This window comes from Allomuricauda sp. F6463D, from assembly GCF_023015965.1.
Classification (GTDB): domain Bacteria; phylum Bacteroidota; class Bacteroidia; order Flavobacteriales; family Flavobacteriaceae; genus Flagellimonas.
In genome coordinates, this window is sequence record NZ_JALKAN010000002.1 from 643,907 (window position 1) to 665,392 (window position 21,486).

Annotated in this window: 17 protein-coding genes and 1 tRNA gene; 11 read left to right on the top strand and 7 right to left on the bottom strand. The window is 39.0% G+C overall.

Annotated elements, in window-relative coordinates; genetic code table 11:
- Positions 1 to 96: 96 nt before the first annotated feature.
- Complete coding sequence (locus MWU56_RS11365) at positions 97 to 2,517, top strand: outer membrane beta-barrel family protein (protein ID WP_247044595.1); 2,421 nt, start codon at positions 97 to 99, stop codon at positions 2,515 to 2,517.
- A 52-nt stretch (positions 2,518 to 2,569) separates the two neighbouring features.
- On the top strand, positions 2,570 to 3,562 hold the full coding sequence (dusB, locus tag MWU56_RS11370; RefSeq protein ID WP_247044596.1) for a tRNA dihydrouridine synthase DusB: 993 nt from the start codon (positions 2,570 to 2,572) through the stop codon (positions 3,560 to 3,562).
- Here dusB and MWU56_RS11375 read toward each other — a convergent pair.
- Positions 3,559 to 4,764, bottom strand: coding sequence for an ABC transporter permease (locus tag MWU56_RS11375; protein ID WP_247044597.1), 1,206 nt, complete (start codon positions 4,762 to 4,764; stop codon positions 3,559 to 3,561). The two genes, dusB and MWU56_RS11375, sit on opposite strands and share 4 nt — an antisense overlap.
- Positions 4,765 to 4,766: 2 nt before the next feature.
- Entirely contained in the window at positions 4,767 to 5,162 is a 396-nt protein-coding gene (gene rbfA, locus MWU56_RS11380; protein WP_247044598.1) for a 30S ribosome-binding factor RbfA, read from the bottom strand.
- 101 nt (positions 5,163 to 5,263) lie between these two features.
- Between rbfA and mce the strand changes: the two genes are divergently transcribed.
- Both mce and MWU56_RS11390 read left to right on the top strand, forming a co-directional pair.
- Complete coding sequence (gene mce, locus MWU56_RS11385; RefSeq protein WP_247044599.1) at positions 5,264 to 5,671, top strand: methylmalonyl-CoA epimerase; 408 nt, start codon at positions 5,264 to 5,266, stop codon at positions 5,669 to 5,671.
- Positions 5,672 to 5,730: 59 nt separating this feature from the next.
- A tRNA-Ile gene (locus MWU56_RS11390) sits at positions 5,731 to 5,804 on the top strand.
- A gap of 169 nt (positions 5,805 to 5,973) precedes the next feature.
- Here MWU56_RS11390 and MWU56_RS11395 read toward each other — a convergent pair.
- Both MWU56_RS11395 and MWU56_RS11400 read right to left on the bottom strand, forming a co-directional pair.
- On the bottom strand, positions 5,974 to 6,711 hold the full coding sequence (locus MWU56_RS11395) for a hypothetical protein (RefSeq protein ID WP_247044600.1): 738 nt from the start codon (positions 6,709 to 6,711) through the stop codon (positions 5,974 to 5,976).
- A 71-nt stretch (positions 6,712 to 6,782) separates the two neighbouring features.
- On the bottom strand, positions 6,783 to 7,442 hold the full coding sequence (locus MWU56_RS11400) for a hypothetical protein (RefSeq protein ID WP_247044602.1): 660 nt from the start codon (positions 7,440 to 7,442) through the stop codon (positions 6,783 to 6,785).
- Positions 7,443 to 7,833: 391 nt separating this feature from the next.
- Between MWU56_RS11400 and MWU56_RS11405 the strand changes: the two genes are divergently transcribed.
- Positions 7,834 to 9,156 carry a sigma-54-dependent transcriptional regulator gene (locus tag MWU56_RS11405; protein ID WP_247044603.1) on the top strand — a complete coding sequence of 441 codons (1,323 nt, stop codon included), beginning with the start codon at positions 7,834 to 7,836 and terminating at the stop codon, positions 9,154 to 9,156.
- 178 nt (positions 9,157 to 9,334) lie between these two features.
- Positions 9,335 to 9,694, top strand: coding sequence for a hypothetical protein (locus MWU56_RS11410; RefSeq protein WP_247044604.1), 360 nt, complete (start codon positions 9,335 to 9,337; stop codon positions 9,692 to 9,694).
- Between the two features lie 160 nt (positions 9,695 to 9,854).
- Here MWU56_RS11410 and MWU56_RS11415 read toward each other — a convergent pair whose 3' ends face one another.
- Genes MWU56_RS11415 through MWU56_RS11425 form a run of 3 tightly spaced genes read right to left on the bottom strand, consistent with a single transcriptional unit; the run spans position 9,855 to position 13,022 of the window.
- Entirely contained in the window at positions 9,855 to 10,301 is a 447-nt protein-coding gene (locus MWU56_RS11415) for a 3-oxoacyl-ACP synthase (RefSeq protein WP_247044605.1), read from the bottom strand.
- 4 nt (positions 10,302 to 10,305) lie between these two features.
- Positions 10,306 to 11,658 carry a sensor histidine kinase gene (locus tag MWU56_RS11420; RefSeq protein WP_247044606.1) on the bottom strand — a complete coding sequence of 451 codons (1,353 nt, stop codon included), beginning with the start codon at positions 11,656 to 11,658 and terminating at the stop codon, positions 10,306 to 10,308.
- Positions 11,658 to 13,022, bottom strand: a complete 1,365-nt coding sequence (locus tag MWU56_RS11425) for a sigma-54-dependent transcriptional regulator (protein ID WP_247044607.1) — start codon at positions 13,020 to 13,022, stop codon at positions 11,658 to 11,660. The genes MWU56_RS11420 and MWU56_RS11425 overlap by 1 nt, the downstream gene beginning before the upstream one ends.
- A gap of 205 nt (positions 13,023 to 13,227) precedes the next feature.
- Between MWU56_RS11425 and MWU56_RS11430 the strand changes: the two genes are divergently transcribed.
- From MWU56_RS11430 to MWU56_RS11450, 5 genes are all read left to right on the top strand, one after another.
- The gene (locus MWU56_RS11430; protein ID WP_247044608.1) at positions 13,228 to 14,568 is read left to right on the top strand and encodes a TolC family protein; all 1,341 of its coding nucleotides are present in this window, start codon (positions 13,228 to 13,230) and stop codon (positions 14,566 to 14,568) included.
- Positions 14,569 to 14,576: 8 nt separating this feature from the next.
- On the top strand, positions 14,577 to 15,827 hold the full coding sequence (locus MWU56_RS11435; RefSeq protein WP_247044609.1) for an efflux RND transporter periplasmic adaptor subunit: 1,251 nt from the start codon (positions 14,577 to 14,579) through the stop codon (positions 15,825 to 15,827).
- Positions 15,828 to 15,893: 66 nt separating this feature from the next.
- A complete protein-coding gene (locus tag MWU56_RS11440; RefSeq protein WP_247044610.1) occupies positions 15,894 to 16,589 on the top strand; it encodes an ABC transporter ATP-binding protein in 696 nt (231 codons plus the stop codon).
- A 106-nt stretch (positions 16,590 to 16,695) separates the two neighbouring features.
- The gene (locus MWU56_RS11445; RefSeq protein ID WP_247044611.1) at positions 16,696 to 19,044 is read left to right on the top strand and encodes an ABC transporter permease; all 2,349 of its coding nucleotides are present in this window, start codon (positions 16,696 to 16,698) and stop codon (positions 19,042 to 19,044) included.
- A 21-nt stretch (positions 19,045 to 19,065) separates the two neighbouring features.
- Entirely contained in the window at positions 19,066 to 21,483 is a 2,418-nt protein-coding gene (locus MWU56_RS11450) for an ABC transporter permease (RefSeq protein WP_247044612.1), read from the top strand.
- Positions 21,484 to 21,486 lie beyond the last annotated feature (3 nt).

A 21,486-nucleotide genomic window follows, 5' to 3' on the forward strand; every position in this document is an offset into this window, starting at 1 on the left:
TTAAATGCCCTTAAATGGTTTTTTCTCAATAAGAAAATTACGGGCTATTTCGCTCAAAAATAATTTCTTAGATTTGATGTTCAACCCAAACCTCGAATGAAGAACCTCACCACTACAGTTTTATTGGTGTTATTAATGGTATGCGCCGCTTATGGCCAAACCTTTAAAATTACGGGAAGGGTCGTGGACGAACAAAACCAGATTATTCCGTACGCAAATATTTTGCTTCTACAAGCAAACGATTCCACCTTTGTTCAAGGGGCATCTGCCAATGATGAAGGTTTTTTTGAACTATTAGAGGTGGTTCCGACACTTTATTTATTACAAGCAAGCTATGTGGGTAGGGGTTCGGAGCCTAGAGCCTTGGACATTGCAGAGGACGTATCGCTTGGCGCCTTGGTTATTCCATTGGAGAACAACGAGCTGGACGAAGTCGTAGTGACAGCCCAGCGTCCTAAGCTTCAAAGATTGCCGGACAGACTGGTCTTTTCGGTGGAAAATACGGTGGTTTCCCAAGGAACATCCTGGGATATTCTTAAAAGCACGCCAGGGGTTATAGTAAATCAAGATAATTTAATGATTCGTGGTCAAAACGCAACAGTTTATTTGAACGATAGGAAGGTGCAGCTCTCCGGGCAAGAAGTTCAGGACTTGTTACAGGGACTTTCCGGGACCAACATAAAGTCGGTGGAAGTAATCGCCAACCCTCCCGCAAGTTATGATGCTGAAGGTGGTCCAATTTTGAACATTGTTACAAGCAAAAACATTGTTCCAGGATACAAAGGTAGCGTCAATGGAACATTTACTCAAGCCGTTTTCCCAAAATTTAGCATAGGAACCAGTCATTATTACAAAACGGAAAAGCTTAATCTGTTCGCTAATTACACCATCAACCCTAAAAAGGAATTAATAAAAACAGTCAAAGGCATAAATTTTATAGACGATGGCAACGAGCTTTTTTCTATTTGGGATACCGATTACAACCAGACGGATAAATCACAATCCCAAAACGCTAGTTTTATTTTGGATTATGATTTTAACGACCGAAATAGCATAAATATCACATCCAACCTTCTTTTTAGCTTGAACCAAGAACAGGAAACGCTGCTAAACAATGAAATTAGGAATGCCCAAGCACAGTTGGACTCCACATTTACTACACAGAACAACGCCAATATGGACAATAATAATTTGGCGTTTGACCTTACCTACGTTCATAAACTAAAAAAGCCTGGTGCACAATTGAGGGCAAATGGTCACTACACTCACTATAAAGGGGAATCCCTCCAACGACTTACCTCTAATTATTTTGATGCTGGTGGCACTTTTTTGAGAGACTTTGGATTTGATTCGGACACCGACCAAACGATAGAAATCTTAACGGGACAGTTGGATTATTCCACCCCACTGGGCAATGCCTCTATTGAAACAGGAGCTAAAATATCTTCAATTACTTCGAAAAACAATATAAACTTTTTCAATTTTGACGGGTCCAGCAATACGGTGGATGCTTCCCAATCCGATTTGTATACTTATGATGAAAATGTATATGCGGCCTATGTTAGTTTTGTGAAGAATTGGGAAAAATGGTCTATGAAATTAGGGGTTCGGGGAGAACTTACGGAAGCTAAAGGAGAATCATTGACTTTGAGCGAGACCAATACCCAAGACTTTTTTGAGCCATTCCCATCAGTGTATGTGGTTTACTCACCATCGGACAAGCACAGTTTTTCTTTTGATTATGGAAGAAACATCAACCGGCCCAAATATAACGACTTAAATCCGTTCCGTTTTTTTTACAATGAAAACGATTATAAGGAGGGGAATCCCGGCTTACGCCCCAGTTTTAGCAACAATTTCAACCTAAACTACTCCCTTAACAGCGAATATTTCTTGGATGTTTATTACCGGGACAATGGAAGCAACATTGCTTATTTGGTTTTCCAAGACAACAGCGATCAAACATTGGTGGAACTAAAACAGAATGTGTTGGAAAGTAAATCATATGGTTTGGATTTTACTTTGAGCAAAACCATTTTGTCTTCTTGGTTTATGTACGCGTATACCTCTTTGTTTCACGAAGAGGAAACATTTTTAGCCGAGGAGAGTGGAGGTGTACCATTTACTAACGAGGTAAATGGGGTTTATGCCTACTTGGGAAATTACGTAACATTGTCCAAGGACGGGACCTTTACTGGAGAGATTACCGGAACATACATTTCTCAGTTTTTATTTGGGTCCTACGTGTCCGACAATCAATTTAATTTAACGATTGGTTTACGGAAGACGTTGTTCAACAATCAAATAACGCTGTCGCTTGCTGCTGAGGATATTTTAGAACAATATGTGCCCACCTATCGTTCACAGTACCTTAATCAGGATAACTTTTACCGTAGACGCCCAGAAACACAGTTTATCCGTTTTGGCTTTACCTATAATTTTGGAAACTTCCGTTTGGAAGATAACCAAAGAGGAATCGACAAAACTGAGCGCCAGAGACTGCAGTCAAAAGATTAGCTTTTGTGTTCTCAGCTATTTTGTACTTTTGCAGTCCAAAAAAACGTAGGATTTGCCAAATATCGGTAACATAGAACTCCCTGATTTTCCGCTTCTTCTAGCGCCAATGGAAGATGTGAGCGACCCTCCTTTTCGCAAACTGTGCAAGGAACAGGGTGCAGATGTGGTGTATACCGAATTTATTTCTTCTGAAGGGTTGATCAGGGATGCTGCCAAAAGTGTCATCAAATTGGACATTTATGAAAAAGAACGCCCTGTTGGTATCCAAATTTTTGGCGCTGAATTGGATTCCATGTTACAGGCAGTGGATATTGTAGAAAAGTCCAACCCAGATATTATCGACATCAACTTCGGCTGTCCCGTAAAAAAAGTGGTATGCAAGAATGCTGGAGCGGGTATTTTGAGAGACATTCCGCTAATGGTTAAACTTACAGAAGCGATTGTAAAACGCACTAACCTTCCTGTTACAGTAAAGACCCGCTTAGGGTGGGATACTAATTCCATCAAAATAATTGAGGTGGCAGAACGATTGCAGGATGTTGGTATAGAAGCCATTTCCATTCATGGACGCACTCGTGTGCAGATGTACAAGGGAGAGGCCGATTGGAAACCAATTGCCGAAGTAAAAAACAATCAGCGAATGCACATTCCCGTATTTGGTAACGGTGATGTGGACACGCCCGAAGCTGCGGTTAAAATGCGGGATGAATACGGTTTGGATGGTGCAATGATCGGTAGGGCCAGCATTGGATACCCTTGGTTTTTTAAAGAAGTGAAGCACTATTTTAAAACGGGTGAACATGCGGCGCCACCTTCCATGCAGGAACGAGTTGAAGCCGCTCGCCGACATTTACAGATGGCCATTGATTGGAAGGGTGAGAAGTTGGGCGTATTTGAAACCCGAAGACATTACACCAATTATTTTAAGGGCATTCCCCACTTCAAAGAATACCGAATGAAGATGGTGACCAGTGATGAGGTTGCTGATGTTTTTGCTGCTTTTGATGAGGTAGAAGAGAAGTTTGGGGATTACCAGTTTGCTTAAGAGGCAATCATTTTCTTAGTGACTCGACTACTGGCAATTTTTGAAGAGATTAAACCCAAAACTACAATGGTACCTATCACAATAAGTAAATTCATTACATTGTATTCTACTGGATAAGCAAGCGAAGGGGTAATTTTTAACCACCCGAATGCCATTTGGGTGCCAATCAACAAGGAACCAATCAAAACCCCGATTAAGCCGCCAAAAGAGGTGACCAATATTCCTTGGATAAAATAAATGCGCCGCAATGCTGCAACAGTTGTGCCTAGGCTGTATAATGTTTTAGAGTTCTGTTGTTTGTCCAATATCATCATAATAATAGCTCCTACAACATTAAAAAGTGCGATGATCAACACCAAAGTGAAGATCAAATAAGTTGCTAAATTCTCCGTGTTCAACATTCGGTATAGCGAAGTGTTTTGTTCTTGACGCGTCAAAACCGACGTTTTTTCGCCCAAAACATTGGCAATGTCATTTCGAACTTGTTCGGGAGCGGCACCTTCTTTTAACTTAAAATTGATGCCAGAAACCTCCGTATCGTTTTTTTGCAACAAGTCCTGGACTACGGGAAGATGGGCAAACACGTATTTTTTATCCAAACTTTCTTCAACCGCAAAAACACCGCTTACGACCAATGCAAGCTCATCATACGGTTTGGAATTAAAGCCTTGTTGTGAAAAAGAGCCTTCGCCGGGCTTTGGAACCAATACTTCCATGGCGGTCCTATTGTTCATCGGCACACCCAATAAATTGTATATCCCTATGCCAATAACCCCGTTGTATACATCGCTCCCCCAGTTCCCAAAAATCAAAGTGCTGTCCACTCCGGTAACAGCGCGGTAGTTTTCATCTACACCCTTTATGTAGGCGATGGTGCTTTTTTCTTTGTATGTGAGGTAGGCACGCTCCTCCAATTCTTTGGAAAAGTTGGCCAGACCTTCAATTTCTCGAAGCGCCGATTCTTGGCCTGGGGAAATGGTAAAATGTTTCCCAATGGAGGGAGAAGCTTTTAAATCGGGATCAAATGTGTTGGAAAAAGAAAGGCTGAACGTTTTTAGACCGGCAAAAGCGGAAAGCACGATAAATAGTGCCGCGGAACCTATCACAATTACTAAAAAAGTAATGAAATTAATGATGTTTACCGCATTTTGGCTGCTTTTGGATCGTAAGTAACGCTTTGCGATATAAAACGGAAACTTCAAAACTAAGATTTCTTACGTTTATCAAGTAAATCCCTGTTTTCAATAGGGTTTTCTTCTCCTTTTAAGGATTTTTCAATCTTTTCGATGTACTCCAGCGAATCATCCAGATAAAAAAGAAGCTCTGGTACACGTCTTAATTGATGCTTGGTGCGTTGGGCCAACTCATACCGAATGGCAACTTGGTTATCTTTGATGCCTTCCAATAGTTCTTCGGCGCCTTTGTTCGGAAAAATACTTACATACACTTTGGCCAAGGATAGATCTACCGTAACAGAGACCTTGGAAACTGAGATTAAAGTTCCTTTAAGGCCACTATCCGTAGCGGCACGTTGTAAAATATCGGCCAAATCTTTTTGAATGATTCCTGCTATTTTTTTCTGTCGTTGCGTTTCCTCCATAGTGCAAAAATAAGCGAATTAATGACTATCCTCACGCTATTAACCATTTACAGTGTGTAATTTTGGGAAAAGGTGAACGTTTTAACGCTTATTGTATCTCTATGGATAAAGTTGAACATATCGGTATTGCGGTAAAGAATTTGGAAGTATCCAATATAGTATTTGAAAAGCTTTTGGGTGTGCCACATTACAAAATTGAGGAAGTGGCCTCTGAGGGGGTCAAGACCTCTTTCTTTAAATCGGGGCCTACTAAAATTGAATTGTTGGAGGCTACAAACCCTGATAGCCCCATTGCCAAATTTTTAGAAAAGAAGGGTGAGGGCATTCATCATGTGGCATTTGCGGTGGAGGATATTGAGTCGGAAATTGACCGATTGAAAGACGAAGGCTTTGTGGTTTTGAATGAAACTCCAAAAAAAGGGGCGGACAACAAACTGGTTGCTTTTTTGCATCCGAAAAGCACTAATGGGGTGCTTGTGGAGCTTTGCCAAGAAATAAAAGAAGGGTAGAAGGGACAAAATCTTGCGCTGAAGAAAAATAAACACTAATATTGCATCCGCAAAATGCGGGTCCTATAGCTCAGCTGGTTAGAGCACCTGACTCATAATCAGGGGGTCCATGGTTCGAGCCCATGTGGGACCACCTCAACAAAGATAAGCCTTTCAAGCAATTGGGAGGTTTTTCTTTTTTATATAAATACAACATTTCAAAAACTCCAATCTATACTCATAAACCGTTATTATTTGTCAGGTGATTGATATTATCAAAACAAGGCATCGTCTATTTGAACTTAGCTTGGTTTCTGATTATTTTAATAACGTCTTTTTCTTTTATTGCCTTTTTCTTTCCTCCTTTGTTTCCTAGAAATATTTTTTGCTTTCAAAGTATAGGGTTGGGATAAAACATACTTTCTCAGTTTGTATAAACATTGATATCGTTCATTGAACTCAAATTCATTAGAAATATTTTCGAATTTTTTTCTGTAAGATTGATCAATAAAGACGTATTCAATAAATGCAATTGAAAAATTGAATAAATCCTTTTTAGACGGGAATTTTTCAAGTTGATTGTATTGAAAATCGACAACATCAACCCAATTAATAACTGGGTTACTTCTTATCGCATGTAGTTTCTCGAAATTTTCATAAAACACTTTTATGTCATCATTAAGAATTGCAAAAAAACCCAAATTAAGATAAACTTGAACAGTGTTAGGAGCAATCGATTTGGCCTTATTTGTGTAATCGATTGCTTTATCCAAGTTGCCAATTTCATAATTCCATCTTGCTAGATTTATAAATAAATCAAATCTTTTGTTAGGTGCTAATGCTAGCTTTTTTAGAGGTTGTAAGCGTGAAATAGCTTTGAGAACGTCCCTTTTGTGGTAGCTCTCTATTGCTGAATCAAAATAAAGGTCTATTAAAATGGTTGCCAAACGAGCTTCAGCCATTTGAAACGGAGCTAACTCAAAAGTGACTTTATCTCCCTCTCTTTTCTTAATTTTAACAATTGTTTTACTATTATCATATAAAGCAGTTAGAATATTCAATGCGACTTCCCTCCGATTTGAATATATGGCATAAAAAGTTGTATAGTAGAGAATAACATTGTGAAAATTATTTAAATACTTTTTTTGTCTAAACCACTGTTGGAATCAACAAAATCCCAATCCCTGGATTGAATGAGAAGCCCCATATCTTTTGTCAAATCAATCGTATCATAAAATATTCTTTTTTTCCAAGATGTTGAATTTCTTTTAAAGGTGACAGAAAATTTATTTATGACAATCTTTTCTATGGATTCATAGTTTCCAGACTCTACAAAAACACGTATCATGAGATCATACATAAAGTAAAAATTTTCATGATACCTATTTATTTGACTTTCATGAGCACAAAAATTAGATGGAAGAAGTTTAAGTTTTAAATTTTTATTGAATTCATTGGACTGGTTAATCTTTGCAATAACTTTTCTAACTATCTTGTTTATTACAACTCGATCTTTTTCTTCATCGAATATCATAATCACCCCAACATAGATTTTCCTAGAGGAATTCCTAAAAAACAATCGATTAGTGGTAACGACCCATGTAATAAAAATCAATATTAATATTATAACTGGAAGAACAAGAAGATATAGGGTGGAAGAGATTTGTACTTCAAAAAATTTCAGACCAAAAAAATAAAGGCATATCAAGAAAACAAAACTCATTAAAAGCCCTTTCCTCGTTTCCCACCTATCGATTAATTTATCCCAAAAAACAAGTATATCAAACCCCATTATTATTTTGTTTTATGCTTTTTTTAAAATGTTTTTCTAACAAGAATTGCTCAAAAAACCTTTCTTGTTTATGTGATTTCTTATAAATGTAGGAATTTTCAATTTATAAAATTAGAGGTTTATATGTAGAAAGGTATAGGAGTGAAAAGGGTTTGATTTTCTTTTTATGCCCGAGAAACCAAATCTTGTAATAGGTGCAATTAAACGTTAGAATTGTTATGCGACTATTCCAATAAATCATTTATCCTTACCTTAATGTATATGGAAAAGGCCAATTAAGACTTGGCACGGTATTCGACATTGCACAAAACCATTAAGGAAGTGTTGTGTTAACCGATAATATATCGATTGGCAGTATCTTTACATTGGAATTCCCTAAAATTTAAGCACTTTGTTGAAAAAGGAGAATATATTGCTGGTTGACGACGATATTGATATTCTTGAGCTGTTGCAACGGCATTTAAAATCGATGGATTATCACACCTATAAAGCTGTTTCCGTAAAGGAAGCACTTTATATTTTAAAAGATACTAAGATTGATCTATTGGTAACGGATATTAACATGCCTGAGATTGATGGGTTGCAGCTGGTGAAGTATGTTGCTGAACATTACCCTAATTTACCCAAATTGGTGGTTACGGGGTTTCCTTCGGTCGAGGATGCATCTAATGTTATTCAACATGGGGCAACAGATTACCTCACCAAACCTTTTACCAAAGTTGAGCTCGAAGAAGCTGTAAAAAAGGCCCTAGTAAGTACTCAGATTTCAAGCCCGGTTAAAATTACGCCCAAAGAACATATCTCTAAAAACTATGCCGATATGATCGGGACATCTGCGGCGTTTCAAAAAGTTACGGAAATTATTGATCGGGTAAAAGATAACCGAGTTACGGTTTTGGTTCGGGGGGAAAGTGGAACAGGAAAGGAACTTGTTGCAAGGGCGATTCATTATTCCGGAAAATTTGCTAGAGCACCCTTTATAGCAGTAAACTGTGGAGCAATTCCCGAGAACCTGCTAGAGGCAGAACTTTTTGGTTATACCAAAGGCGCTTTTACCGGAGCCAATGAAAACCGTAACGGTTTTTTTCAAGCAGCACATGGTGGAACAATATTTTTGGATGAAATAGGCAATGCCCCTTTACCTGTGCAGAATAGATTGCTTAGGGTGCTTCAGGAAAAAGAAGTTACTAAAATTGGCTCGCAAAAAGTTGAAAAATTGGATGTGAGGGTTATTGCTGCCACCAATAGCGAATTGGAAGAGCTAATTCAAAAGAAAATATTTAGGGAAGACCTCTATTACCGACTTTCTGTAGTTACAATTGATGTGCCCCCACTCAGGGAGCGCCCTAGTGATATTAGCTTGCTGGTTGATAAGTTTATGCAGAAGTACGGGATTGAGTACAAAGATCGTTTTATCCGCATTTCGCCAGAGGCACTTGAGGTTTTACAAAGATATTCTTGGCCCGGGAACATTAGGGAGCTTGAAAATGTGGTGCAGAGAGCCATTATAATGTGCGATGGTCAAATTACGTTGGAGCATCTTCCAGATGAATTAAAGTATAAAATTGATTTCCCCAAAAAAGGGTTTAAAACACTTGAGGAAAAAGAAAAAGAATATATCCAAGAAGTACTCTTGTCCACCCAAGGAAACAAGACCAAAGCTGCTGAAATTTTGGGAATCAACCGGAAAACACTTCGTGAAAAACTAAAATAGCCCTGGCACAAAACACCCCGGTTGGGGTATATTTACCTACCCCGATTTTTATAGCAATTACATAAATATAGGGTTATATTATTAAGAATGAATTAGTTATAATTCCATTTGGTTAAAGGGCATATCCAATGGCATGGGCTTTGCCTTTTAAAGTACCATAAACCTTAAAGGTATAGTAATGAGAATAATAATTATGGCAATACTGTTGGTGGTGGCTACAGTTAATGTAACTGCCCAAAACGTAGACCCTTCTCAAGTAACCGTAGGAGATGTATTGGTAATTGGTCATCCAGATGCCCGTATTTATAAGCATATAGATTTCCCAAGGGCTAACTTTATAATAAAAAAAGGTGGAATAGCTGATTTTAAGGGTTTAGTTGGAAGCCAAGTCTTGGTAACCGCAGTGAAAGAGAATAAGAAGGGAACTTTGATAGTAAAGATTAAAAAAGCGAATGGCAAGAAATTTTTCAATAGTCATGCAGTGATAAGGGCGGATTTGAAAAATGCTCTTGAATCTGGCGAGTTAAGCATGCGATAAACAATCGATAGGACAATGTTTTCCGCTCGGTTCAAGGCTTGTAGGTTTGCTCAATTAGAATGGTTGGCCAAGGCTGGGCGGATACATCTCAAAATTTCTATTATACCTAGATAAAGCAACACCAAAAGTTAAGTTGATCCGAAATAACGCTTGACCATCATTAGATCACATCCAAAATAACTTGAGAAATTCCATTAAAAACATAGTGTTCACCGTTCTCTTTGCCAATAAGCAACTTAGCAATTGGCGCATTTGCCGAAATGCAGTAAACAGTTACATCGTTATATTTAAAACCTCCTGCTGATATGGAGATATAATAATAGGCCATACTTGTTTTAACAAGTGAACCCAAACGAATTTTGTTAGATGGAGTTTCTAAATTGATTTTATTGAGAATACTTCGAGTTATCTCGAGTTCCTGCAATTGTTGTCCGAGTTTTTCTTGCTCCAGTTGAACCATGGCCCTACCAGTTTCGTGTTTGTCACCCGCAGAACTTTTGGTTTCTGAGCCCAAAGATTCTTGGAGTGCAATGCCTTGTTTTTTAAGGCGTGCGGATCTACCGTCCACATACTCCCAGCAAAATTCTAAACAAGCTTTTTTCATCATTTGTCTAAACAAAGGTAAGTCGGAAAACCGTTTCTTTATTGGGAATAGACCTTACTTGTATTCCTCCCCCGTGAAGCTGCATTACTCTTTTGGAAAGGCTAAGCCCAATTCCCGAACCTTCACTTTTAGTGGTAAAAAAGGGGACAAATATTTCGTCCATAACCTCGGGCAATATACCTGGCCCGTTGTCCTTAATATCGATATACTTTGAACCGTTTTCATCAATACCCGCAATCATTTTCACCTGTCCCCCTTTGGTAGATGCCACGGATTGCAGACCATTCTTTGCTAAATTGATTAGGACTTGTGAAATTTGCTTTTCATCAATATAAAGTTCTAGATCCTCCGGATGACAAAGTATGGAAAACGTATGTTCACCATCAATTAATTTAGAGGACATGAGCACATCGATTTTCTCCAAAAGGTCTTTACCCTTTACAATTGTTTTATTTGGGTCGGGCACATGTAGCAGGCTTCGGTAGGATTGTACAAAATCCATAAGGTCGCCACCTTGGTCCTTGATTACTTCCAGTCCTTTTAAAGTATTTTTTATCTGGCTTTCCTCCAAGTCCGCCAATGGGGTGATCTTACCCCCTTTTCGGTAATATTTTATAATGGAGTCCGAGATGGAAACAATCGGAGTGATGGTGTTCATAATCTCATGGGTGAGTACACGAATGAGACGAACCCACGATTCAGTTTCTTTTTCCTCGAGCTCTTTATGAATATCCTGAACAACAACCAACAATAAGGATTGACCATCTAGCGATAATGGAGTGGATTTTAAGGCCAACTGAGTCTGTTCCCGCTCATTGGTCAATTGAAACAACTTGCGCTGAAAGGGTTGAAAGTTTTTAAAAATCTGATATAGATTTTCATCCACTTGCTTTATTTGTACAATGTGGTTCAAAGGGGAGTAATCCAATAATCGCTCTAAGGTGGGGTTCGCAAAAAGAATGTGTCCTTTCTCGTTAAATGTCATGATTCCGATACTAGCTTGTTTAAGAATCTCTTGATAATATTTTTCCCTTATCTGTAATTGGATGTGAACTTCTTGGATAAGGCCGTTTACTCGATTAAGGCTTTTGTTGAGCTCTTTAAATGATTCAATGGTGACCCCTTCTGGAAAACGTAGTGTAAAATCCTCGTTCTTTATGGCATCAAAAAAATAGGCAATTTTTCTGTTGGTGCTATTGATAAAAGTAACCAATGAGAATACTTGTACTACCAAAAGAATTGTAATGAACCCCAAAGTAAAGTACCATTTGTATGACAGTGAAAAAGCCAAGGCAATTGCCGTAAGCGTGAGAAAAATCACCCGTAAAATAAGCTGGATATAAAAATTTCTACTTGCCATCAGTTGTTCTTTTTCTTCAACTTATTGTAAAGGGTTTGGCGCGATATGCCCAATTGCTCGGCCGCTGCACTATAATTGCCCTCATTTTGTTCCAAAGCCTTAAAGATCATTTTTTGCTCCATTTCGTTGAGGGTCATGGTTTCGCTGTCCAAGGATTGCATGGGTTTGGTATGCAGTAAAAAATCAGCAGGCTTTAAAACACTTCCATCCGAAAGAATAACAGCGCGTTCCATCGTATGCTGAAGCTCCCGTATATTTCCAGGCCATGGATATTCCATCAGTTTTTCTTGTGCCAACTGGTTGATGCGTAACCCACTTTTATCATATTTATGGGCAAATTTTTTCAGGAAAAAGTCAGTGAGCACCAAAATATCATCATCGCGTTCCCGCAAAGGAGGCACCTTAATATGTATGGTGTTAATTCGGTACAATAAATCTTCTCGGAACAAACCATTGGCCACCATTTGCTCCAAATTACAATTGGTAGCACAAATTAACCGTATATCTACTTCAACGGGTTTATTAGATCCCACCCGGACCACAGTCCTGTTTTGTATGGAAGATAATAGCTTGGCTTGCATCTGTAGTGAAAGATTTCCGATTTCATCTAAAAACAGTGATCCTTGATTGGCTGCCTCAAACTTACCGGCCCTATCTTCCTTTGCATCGGTAAAAGAGCCTTTAGTATGTCCAAAAAGTTCACTTTCGAACAAGTTTTCCGCAATGGAACCCATATCCACTGGAATAAACACTTCATTTTTTCGGGTGGATAATCGGTGCAATTCACGTGCAATCAATTCTTTTCCCGTACCATTTTCACCTGTAATAAGTACATTAACGTCGGTTTTGGCCACCTTGGCTACAAGGTTCAAAACCGAAGTCAGTGCCTTGGACTGGCCAATTATTAAATTTTTTCCATCGTTAATGACCTGTTTTAGGTTGCTTTCTTTTGTTTTAAGATTATTAATTTCTTGTTTGGATTTTCTTAGCTCGTAAGCCGATTTTACCGTGGTCATTAAACGTTCGTTGTTCCAGGGTTTTAGGACAAAATCGGATGCTCCTTGTTTTAGCGCCCTCACAGCAAGGTCTACCGCGCCATAGGCGGTCATCATAATCACGGAAGTGTTGGGTGATCTTTTTTTTATCTCGTTGAGCCAATACAATCCCTCGTTTCCTGTATTCACCCCGGCGGAAAAATTCATGTCCAAAAGCACAATATCAATATCTTTCAAATTAGGGAAAGATGAAATCTGGTTGGGATTAAAAATGGTTTGAACGCTTTTGAACTCAAACTGTAAAAGAATTTCCAAAGCACTCAGCACACTCTTATTGTCATCTACAACTAATATTTTGGCATTAACCATACGGGATCATAATTGATATTCTAAAACTAAAGCTACGAATTGCTTCAAAACATTTTAAGGAAGTGTAAAATAATTTGACATTTTTTGTATAAATATTTTACATGAAGTAGCGGCTTAGCATTATAAGTTAATTGTAAAACACTTTTAATCAAATACTTATAATTTTGGCATAAGAATAGCAAATAATTTGGAACAGGATAAAATTATGAGGCTAAAAACATACATAACAACAGTATTGGTATTTGTTTCCATAAACGGGTTTTCACAGGAGATGTGGACGTTGGAGGAATGTGTGGATTATGCAATAGAACACAATCTTCAAGTAAAGAACACATTATATAATAATGACTCTAGCAAGGAATCGTACAGACAATCCATCAGGGACCTTTTACCCTCAGTAAATGGTTCAACGGACTATACCGTTAGATATGGTAGGTCTGCCGACCCCAATACCAATGATTATGTAAACACTGAATTTTTCAGCAATAATTACTCGCTCAACGCAAATTTGGATTTGTTCCGTGGTTTTCAAAAACTAAACACGATCAGGGCTTCCAAGTTTATCCACAAGGCAACCCAAGAAGATATTTTGCAAGAAAAATTTCTACTTGCATTTAGGGTAATGAGCGCCTATTTTGATATTAAATTTTTCGAAGGCTTAGTAACTAATTCTTTGGAGCAATTGGAAATCTCCCAAAGAAATTATGACTTGGTAAAAAAACAAGTTGAACTCGGTTTAATGGCCGGTGCCGACCTTTATGAAGCGGAGTCCAACCTTTTGGGAGATAAACTATTGTTGACACAGAACAGGAATCAACTCGCCAATGCGAAATTAGTATTGATTCAAGAAATGAATTTGTCGGGCGCATCCGATATACGGCTTCAAGAATCTTTTGAAGAAATTGAACAGAGTGTCAACGAAGATATTTCGTTGGATTCCCTTTATCAATCTGCCAGAGGATTTGTGCCTTTGGTGAAATCCCAAGAATACAGGGTAACTGCGGCAAAAAAACAATTGCATGCCACAAGGGGCTCTTTGTTACCATCCTTGTCCTTATTTGCGGGATACGGAACCAGCTATTTTGAAACCAATGTGGATGAAAGCGGCAATGTAATTCCATTTAGAACACAGTTTAGTGATAATACCTCAAAGTTTGTTGGCGCACAATTGAATATTCCTTTAACCAACGGATGGATAAATCATTCTAGAGTAAAGCAGCAGAAAATTGCATACATGCAAGCCAAGAACAATTTAGAGATTCAGGAGCAGGAACTTTTTCAATTATTGCAACAACTTGTACAGGATAACAATGCCCTCATTGCCGAATACGAACAGAGCACAAAACAAGTGGAATCGCAACAAATTGCATTTACTATTGCCCAAAAGAGATACGAAAAGGGCCTGATCAATGCCTTGGAACTTTTTCAGGCAAAGAACCTTTACGGTGTTGCGCAAAATCAAAACCTACAAGTAGGGTTACGGTTAAAAGTTAACCAAAGTACCATCGATTTTTATAACGGGCTGCCCATTTTTAATATCAACTAAAAAGAACCATGGATATACAATTAGAAAAAAAGAAAGGACTAAAACCCAAGCATTACGGCTATATCGCATTGGGCATATTGCTCTTGTTTGCTGGTTATAAATTGATTTTTGCCAGCTCCATTTCCACCTTTAGAACAGAACAGGAACGTTTGTCCCTTTCTACCGTTACCGATGGAAAATTTGACGATTATATTACCATAAACGGTAATGTGGCCCCGATTGCCACAATTTATATGGATGCTTATGAAGGAGGGCGTGTTTCCGAAAAACTGATAGAAGAAGGTTCCATGGTAAAAAAGGGAGATATCATCCTTAAATTGGAAAACATGGGGCTGTATGAACAGATTCTGGCCAGCGAAAGTAATCTGGCATTAAAGCAGAACGATCTGCGCTCCACCAAATTAACTTTTGATTCGAGACAAGTGGAGGGTAGAAAATCTTTAGCTACCGCAGAATACGATGCACAAAGACTAAGACGTGCTTTCGATCAGAACCGAGAGCTGTTTGAAGAAGAATTGATTTCCAAGGAAACCTTTTTAAAATCTGAAGAAGATTATCAATTGGCCAAAAAACAGTTGGAAATTATAAAATTACAAACAGAACAGGATGATGAATTACGGAAAACCTCTTTGACAGGATTGGATGCTGATTTGGAGCGCATGCAAAAAACCCTTTCCATGGTCTATGAACGCTTGGACCACTTAAATGTTCGTGCGCCTGCAGATGGTCAGTTGGGATTTTTGGACGCTGAGATCGGTCAAAGTATTTCAAAGGGGCAACGAATAGGACAGATAAACGTGCTTACCGACTTTAAAATTGAAGCAGATATAGACGAACATTATATAGACCGGGTAAAAAGAGATCTTTCAGCCACTCTGGAGCGCAATGGGAATGAGTATAAACTACGTTTACGCAAAGTGTATCCAGAGGTGAGAAACGGCAGGTTCCGAGTGGATTTGGTTTTTATGGACGACAAACCAGAAACAATCCGGGCAGGACAGAGTTACAACATACGATTGCAATTGGGAGCATCCAACGATGCCTTATTATTGCCCAAAGGCGGGTTTTTTCAAAGCACAGGAGGACAATGGGTGTTTGTGGTAAATCCCAATGGGGATGAAGCAAGTAAACGAAATGTGCGGTTAGGAAAACAAAATTCAAGATACTATGAGGTCCTCGAAGGATTGCAAGCGGGTGAACAGGTAATCACCAGCAACTACGACAGTTTTGGTGATGCAGAACGGATTGTTTTAAAATAATTGGAAGAAATGTAACATCGATCAATAAATAATAGTCTTTATATAAATTAAAAACAACCATTAAAAATGATGCAGATAACAAACCTTAAAAAAAGTTTCCGAACAGAAGAGGTAGAAACCTTGGCCCTGAACGGTGTAAACTTAAAAGTGGAAGAGGGAGAATTTGTGGCGATCATGGGGCCGTCCGGCTGTGGAAAATCCACATTACTGAACATTATTGGAATGCTGGACAACCCTACAGAGGGAAGCTACAATTTCGCAGGACACGAAGTGGGAGGATTAAAAGAAAGTCAACGAACCCAACTTAGAAAAGGAAACCTTGGCTTTGTTTTCCAAAGCTTTAACCTTATAGATGAGCTTACTGTTTTTGAAAATGTAGAACTCCCATTGATCTATCTAAAAATGGGCAAAGCAGAACGCAAGGAAAAGGTGATGAAGGTCTTGGAGCGTATGAAAATTGCGCATAGGGAAAAACACTTTCCACAACAACTTTCGGGAGGTCAACAACAAAGGGTTGCCATTGCCAGGGCCGTTGTAACAAATCCAAAACTCATCTTGGCGGATGAGCCTACCGGGAACCTGGACTCCAAAAATGGTATCGAGGTAATGAACCTATTGACGGAACTGAACCAAGAGGGAACTACAATTGTTATGGTAACACATTCCGACCGCGATTCACACTACGCGCACAGAGTGATTAACCTGTTCGATGGTCAAATAGTGACAGAAAGTCAAAACAAGCCCATGAAAGCTATGGTCTAGGAGTTTATTCATCAATCAACAAATAACTGACCAAAACCAAACCAACCAAACTTATCCTTTAATCACGGATAAATGATTCTAATAAATAAATCAAAAACCGATAACCATGTTAAAAAACAATATCAAAATAGCTTGGCGGAACCTTTGGAAGAATAAAGGCTATAGCTTGCTGAATATTTTTGGCCTGGCTATCGGTATTACTTGTGCCGCTATGATTCTACTATGGGTAGAAGATGAAGTAGGGTACGATAAAAATTTTGCCAAACAAGATGTGGTTTATTACGTTCCTACCAATCAGCAGTATGATGGCGAGTGGAGAACATTTTTCCAAGCTACTCCAGGCCCATTGGCAGAAGTATTAAAAGAAGAAATTCCCGGTATTGTAGGTTCTGCCAGAACAAAAGGAGAAGAGCTTTTATTTCGGGCAAATGAAATATCAATCAATAAGACCGGAAGATTTGCAGACCCTGATTTTTTAAGCATGTTCAGTCTAACTTTCGTAGAAGGCAACTTGGAATCCGCTTTCGATGAGGTGGATGCCATTATCATTTCACAAGAAACTGCAAAGCAATTATTTGGGGAAAACACATCAGCCATTGGTAAAGTGGTTAGAATAAACAACGATACCAATTATACCATTTCCGGAGTATATGAAGACTTGCCGAATAACGTGACATATAGTTTTGATTGGGTGGCTCCTTTTGAACGATTTGCAGCCGGTAAAGAATGGATGAAGGAATATGGGGCTAATTTTTCTGACACTTTTGTGGAACTATCTCCTGAAGCAAATTTCGATGTTGTCAATCAGAGAGTGAAGCAAATACTTCCCGAAAAGACCGAAGACGATGAAACCGTTGCCTTTTTGTTCTCAATGAAAGATTGGCATTTAAGGTCCACTTTTGAAGGAGGAAAAAATATAGGTGGTCAAATTACATATGTCAGGCTGTTCAGCCTAATTGCAATCATTATTTTATTAATCGCCTGTATCAACTTTATGAACTTGGCAACTGCCCGTAGCGAAAAACGGGCCAATGAGGTTGGAGTTCGAAAAGTGTTGGGGTCGGGCAGAAAAGGACTGATTTCCCAATTTATGGCAGAAGCCGTAATAACCGCGATAATATCCACTTTAGTGAGCGTACTGCTGTTAAAATTATTGGTGCCCCCATTCAATACACTTATTGATAAACAATTGGAGCTACGTCTTTTAGCCCCTGCTCACCTAGTTGCATTAGTTGGCATTACACTGGTCTGTGGCATTGTAGCAGGGTGGTATCCGGCTTTCTATTTATCCTCTTTTAAACCTGTAGATGTTTTGAAAGGATCTCGAAAAACAAAAGGAAGCGTATCATTTATTAGAAAAGGACTGGTGGCCACCCAATTTGTGGTTTCCATTGTATTCATCATTGGTACCATTATCGTCTACCAACAGATACAGCACGTAAAAGCTCGCGATTTAGGTTATGATAAGGATAATCTGGTTAAAATACCTGTAACCGGGGATATGATTAAAAATTTCATTCCCATCGAAGAGGATATGAAAGCATCGGGAATGATAGAGAGCATTGGGTTAAATAATTCGGACATCCTTTCCGGTGGAAACAATACATCAGGGTTGGAATGGCAAGGAGGAGTAGATACCGAGAACGTGTTGGTTTCGGTTAGAAATGTTACATCGGATTTTTTCAATACCGCAGGGATGGAAATTATTGAAGGAAGGGGTTTTAGTAAAAATCCCGCTCAGGATAGTACCAATATCATTGTAAGTGAATCTTTTACCAAATTGATGGGGAGTGGCAGCGCGATTGGAAAAACGGTGGAAGAAGATTATCCCGTAATCGGCGTAGTCAAAGATTATTTATACGACGATATGTACGGATCTAGTGACCCCGTCATTTTTTTTAACGATCCAAGCGAAGCACGCTTTATGTATGTGAAGGCAAAATCGGGTATAGCAACGGCATCCGCATTGGCCGCTATGGAGGCATCGTTGAAAAAGTTCAATCCCGCATTTCCTTTTGAATATGAATTTGTGGACGATGCGTATGATGCCAAGTTTAAGAGTGAGAAACTGATAGGAAACCTTTCCCAAATTTTTGCCTTGTTGGCCATACTTATTTCATGTTTGGGATTGTTCGGGCTGTCGGCCTTTACCGCAGACCAACGGAGAAAGGAGATAGGAGTCCGTAAGGTATTGGGGTCTAGCATCACGGGTATTGTTGGCTTGTTGTCCAAAGATTTTATGCGATTGGTGCTCATGGCCATTGTTATTGCCATTCCTATTGCATGGTTGCTTATGCAAAATTGGTTGGAAGGCTACGCCTATCGTATTTCCATAAATGCCTGGGCATTTGTGATAGCAGGGGCCATTGCCATAATCATAGCCTTGTTGACCATTAGTTTTCAAGCAATTAAGGCAGCTAGGGTAAATCCGGTGAAAAGTTTACGTTCAGAATAAATCAATCAAAAACGAACAATCATGTTTAAAAACCACCTAAATATCGCCTGGAGGGCCATTAAAAAGGACAAGCTCTTTACTTTTATTAAAATAGGTGGTTTTGCCATGGGCATAGCAGCTTGCCTTTTGATTGCTCTTTTTATTCGGCACGAAGTCGGCTACGATCAGCATTACGCTAAAAAAAATCAAATTTATAGAGTGGTAATGCAGGGCGTACTCCATGGGGAAGTAATGAAAAGCACCCATTTTCAATTGCCTTTTGCCGATGCACTACAATCCGATTTTCCAGAAATAATCAAGGCAGGTAAAATAAATACCATTGAGATTTTTGGAGCAGGAAAACGGGGTATGCGGTTGAGTGGAAAGCAAGAAAACACCTTTGAGAAGAACTTTGTCCTGGCCGATCAAGAAGCATTTGATATTTTGGAAATCAATTTGGAACAAGGCAACGCGGCAACTGCTTTAACCGAACCCAAAAGCATTGTTTTCTCCAAATCCAAGGCGGATAAGTATTTCCCCAATGGCAATGCTTTAGAGCAAACCGTTTTTTTGGACAATGATGCTACAACGCCTTACACCGTAACAGGTGTAATGGAAGATCTGCCCGAGAATTCCCATCTTAATTTTGATTTTTTACTTCCAGTCGAAGACAAGTACGGAAGTTGGACCAACCAGAATTACTTTACATACGTTTTGGTAAACCCAAACACCAATATTCAAGAATTGGAGCAAAAAATGTCTTCGATTGTTGAAAAATATATCATTCCAGCTCAAATAAAACGAGGACGTTCAGCAGATTTTATTGACGTGTTAAGAACTGCTGAATATAAACTGCAGCCGGTAACGGACATTTATTTAAAATCGGATCTTAAAATGCAGGATGGACTTGAACATGGCGATATTAAGTTTGTATGGTTGTTTGCAGCCATAGCAGGTTTTGTTTTGCTTTTGGCCATTATCAACTTTATTAATCTTTCCACGGCGAAATCGGCGAATAGGGCAAAAGAGGTAGGACTTAGAAAAACGATCGGTGCATTCAGAAATAACCTGATAAACCAGTTTTTAACGGAATCCGTTCTTTTTAGCATAGTTTCTTTTGTATTGGGAATTATACTCGCTAGGGTGCTACTCCCTACTTTTAATGAGATTGCCTCCAAAAACATGGAATTTCCATGGCTCGTTTGGTGGTTCCTTCCTTCGTTATTGCTCGCGGCAATATGTATCGGAATATTGGCCGGGTTATATCCAGCGTTTTACCTGTCCTCATTTAGACCGGCAAATGTTTTGAAAGGCAAATTGAGTGTAGGCAGCAAAAGCGGAAAATTAAGGAGCGGTTTGGTAATCTTTCAATTCACAACCTCTGTCATCTTGATTATTGGAACATTGATCATTTACCGTCAGATGGATTTTATCATCAATAAAGAGTTGGGATATGACAAAGAACAGGTTGTGGTGCTCGAGGGAACCAACATACTTGGAAATAAAATGGAAGCATTTAAAGAGCAACTATCAACAATATCTCAAGTAGAAAAGGTTACCTCCACCAATTATTTGCCCATTGATGGTGGCAGCAGAAACGGAAATACCTTTATGGTAGAAGGACAGGATGATGGTGGTAGAGGTGTCCCTGGCCAAATATGGAGAGTGGATTACGATTATATTGAAACGCTGGGAATACAACTTAAACAAGGGAGGAATTTTTCCAAGGAATTTGCCTTCGACTCCATAAGTTCCATTGTTATCAATACAAAAATGGCGTCCGATTTGGGTTTAAAGGAGCCAATTGGTAAAAAAATTGACAACGGCGGTCAAACATTTACAATTATTGGAACAATAGAAGATTTTCATTTTAAATCTTTAAAAGAAGATATTTCTGCACTGTCGTTGATTATTGGAAAAGATGCTGGTGCCGTTTCTGTAAAACTGGGGAAAGGAGATCCAACCGAAGCCTTAGTATCCATTGAAAATGTTTGGAACAGAAACATACCGAACCAAGCCCTTAGTTACACCTTTTTAGAACAGGAATTTGCCCAGATGCACGCCGATGTAAAACGTATGGGAAAAATCTTCAACAGTTTCGCACTATTTGCAATTCTTGTAGCCTGTTTGGGACTATTTGCCCTTTCCGCATTTATGGTGGAACAACGTAGAAAGGAAATTAGCATCCGACGGGTGTTGGGAGCCCCTTTCAAGAATATTTACCAATTGCTCACATTTGATTTTTTAAAGCTGATCGTTGTTTCCATTTGCCTTGCAGTTCCCATTGGTTGGTATTTAATGAGTCGCTGGTTGGAGGGCTTTGCCTATCGAATAACCATAGGCTGGGAAATATTTTTGTTAGCAGGACTTATAGCCCTCGGTGTTGCCATACTCACAATAAGTTATCAATCTATTGGAGCCGCCTTGCTGCAACCATCAAAAGGTTTACGAACCGAATAGAAC

Coding starts and splice junctions, on each gene's coding strand:
- MWU56_RS11365 (WP_247044595.1), top strand. CDS start 97: ATGAAGAACCTCACCACTACAGTTTTATTGGTGTTATTAATGGTATGC.
- rbfA (WP_247044598.1), bottom strand. CDS start 5,162: ATGGAGGAAACGCAACGACAGAAAAAAATAGCAGGAATCATTCAAAAA.
- mce (WP_247044599.1), top strand. CDS start 5,264: ATGGATAAAGTTGAACATATCGGTATTGCGGTAAAGAATTTGGAAGTA.
- MWU56_RS11400 (WP_247044602.1), bottom strand. CDS start 7,442: ATGGGGTTTGATATACTTGTTTTTTGGGATAAATTAATCGATAGGTGG.
- MWU56_RS11410 (WP_247044604.1), top strand. CDS start 9,335: ATGAGAATAATAATTATGGCAATACTGTTGGTGGTGGCTACAGTTAAT.
- MWU56_RS11415 (WP_247044605.1), bottom strand. CDS start 10,301: ATGATGAAAAAAGCTTGTTTAGAATTTTGCTGGGAGTATGTGGACGGT.
- MWU56_RS11420 (WP_247044606.1), bottom strand. CDS start 11,658: ATGGCAAGTAGAAATTTTTATATCCAGCTTATTTTACGGGTGATTTTT.
- MWU56_RS11425 (WP_247044607.1), bottom strand. CDS start 13,022: ATGGTTAATGCCAAAATATTAGTTGTAGATGACAATAAGAGTGTGCTG.
- MWU56_RS11430 (WP_247044608.1), top strand. CDS start 13,228: ATGAGGCTAAAAACATACATAACAACAGTATTGGTATTTGTTTCCATA.
- MWU56_RS11435 (WP_247044609.1), top strand. CDS start 14,577: ATGGATATACAATTAGAAAAAAAGAAAGGACTAAAACCCAAGCATTAC.
- MWU56_RS11440 (WP_247044610.1), top strand. CDS start 15,894: ATGATGCAGATAACAAACCTTAAAAAAAGTTTCCGAACAGAAGAGGTA.
- MWU56_RS11445 (WP_247044611.1), top strand. CDS start 16,696: ATGTTAAAAAACAATATCAAAATAGCTTGGCGGAACCTTTGGAAGAAT.
- MWU56_RS11450 (WP_247044612.1), top strand. CDS start 19,066: ATGTTTAAAAACCACCTAAATATCGCCTGGAGGGCCATTAAAAAGGAC.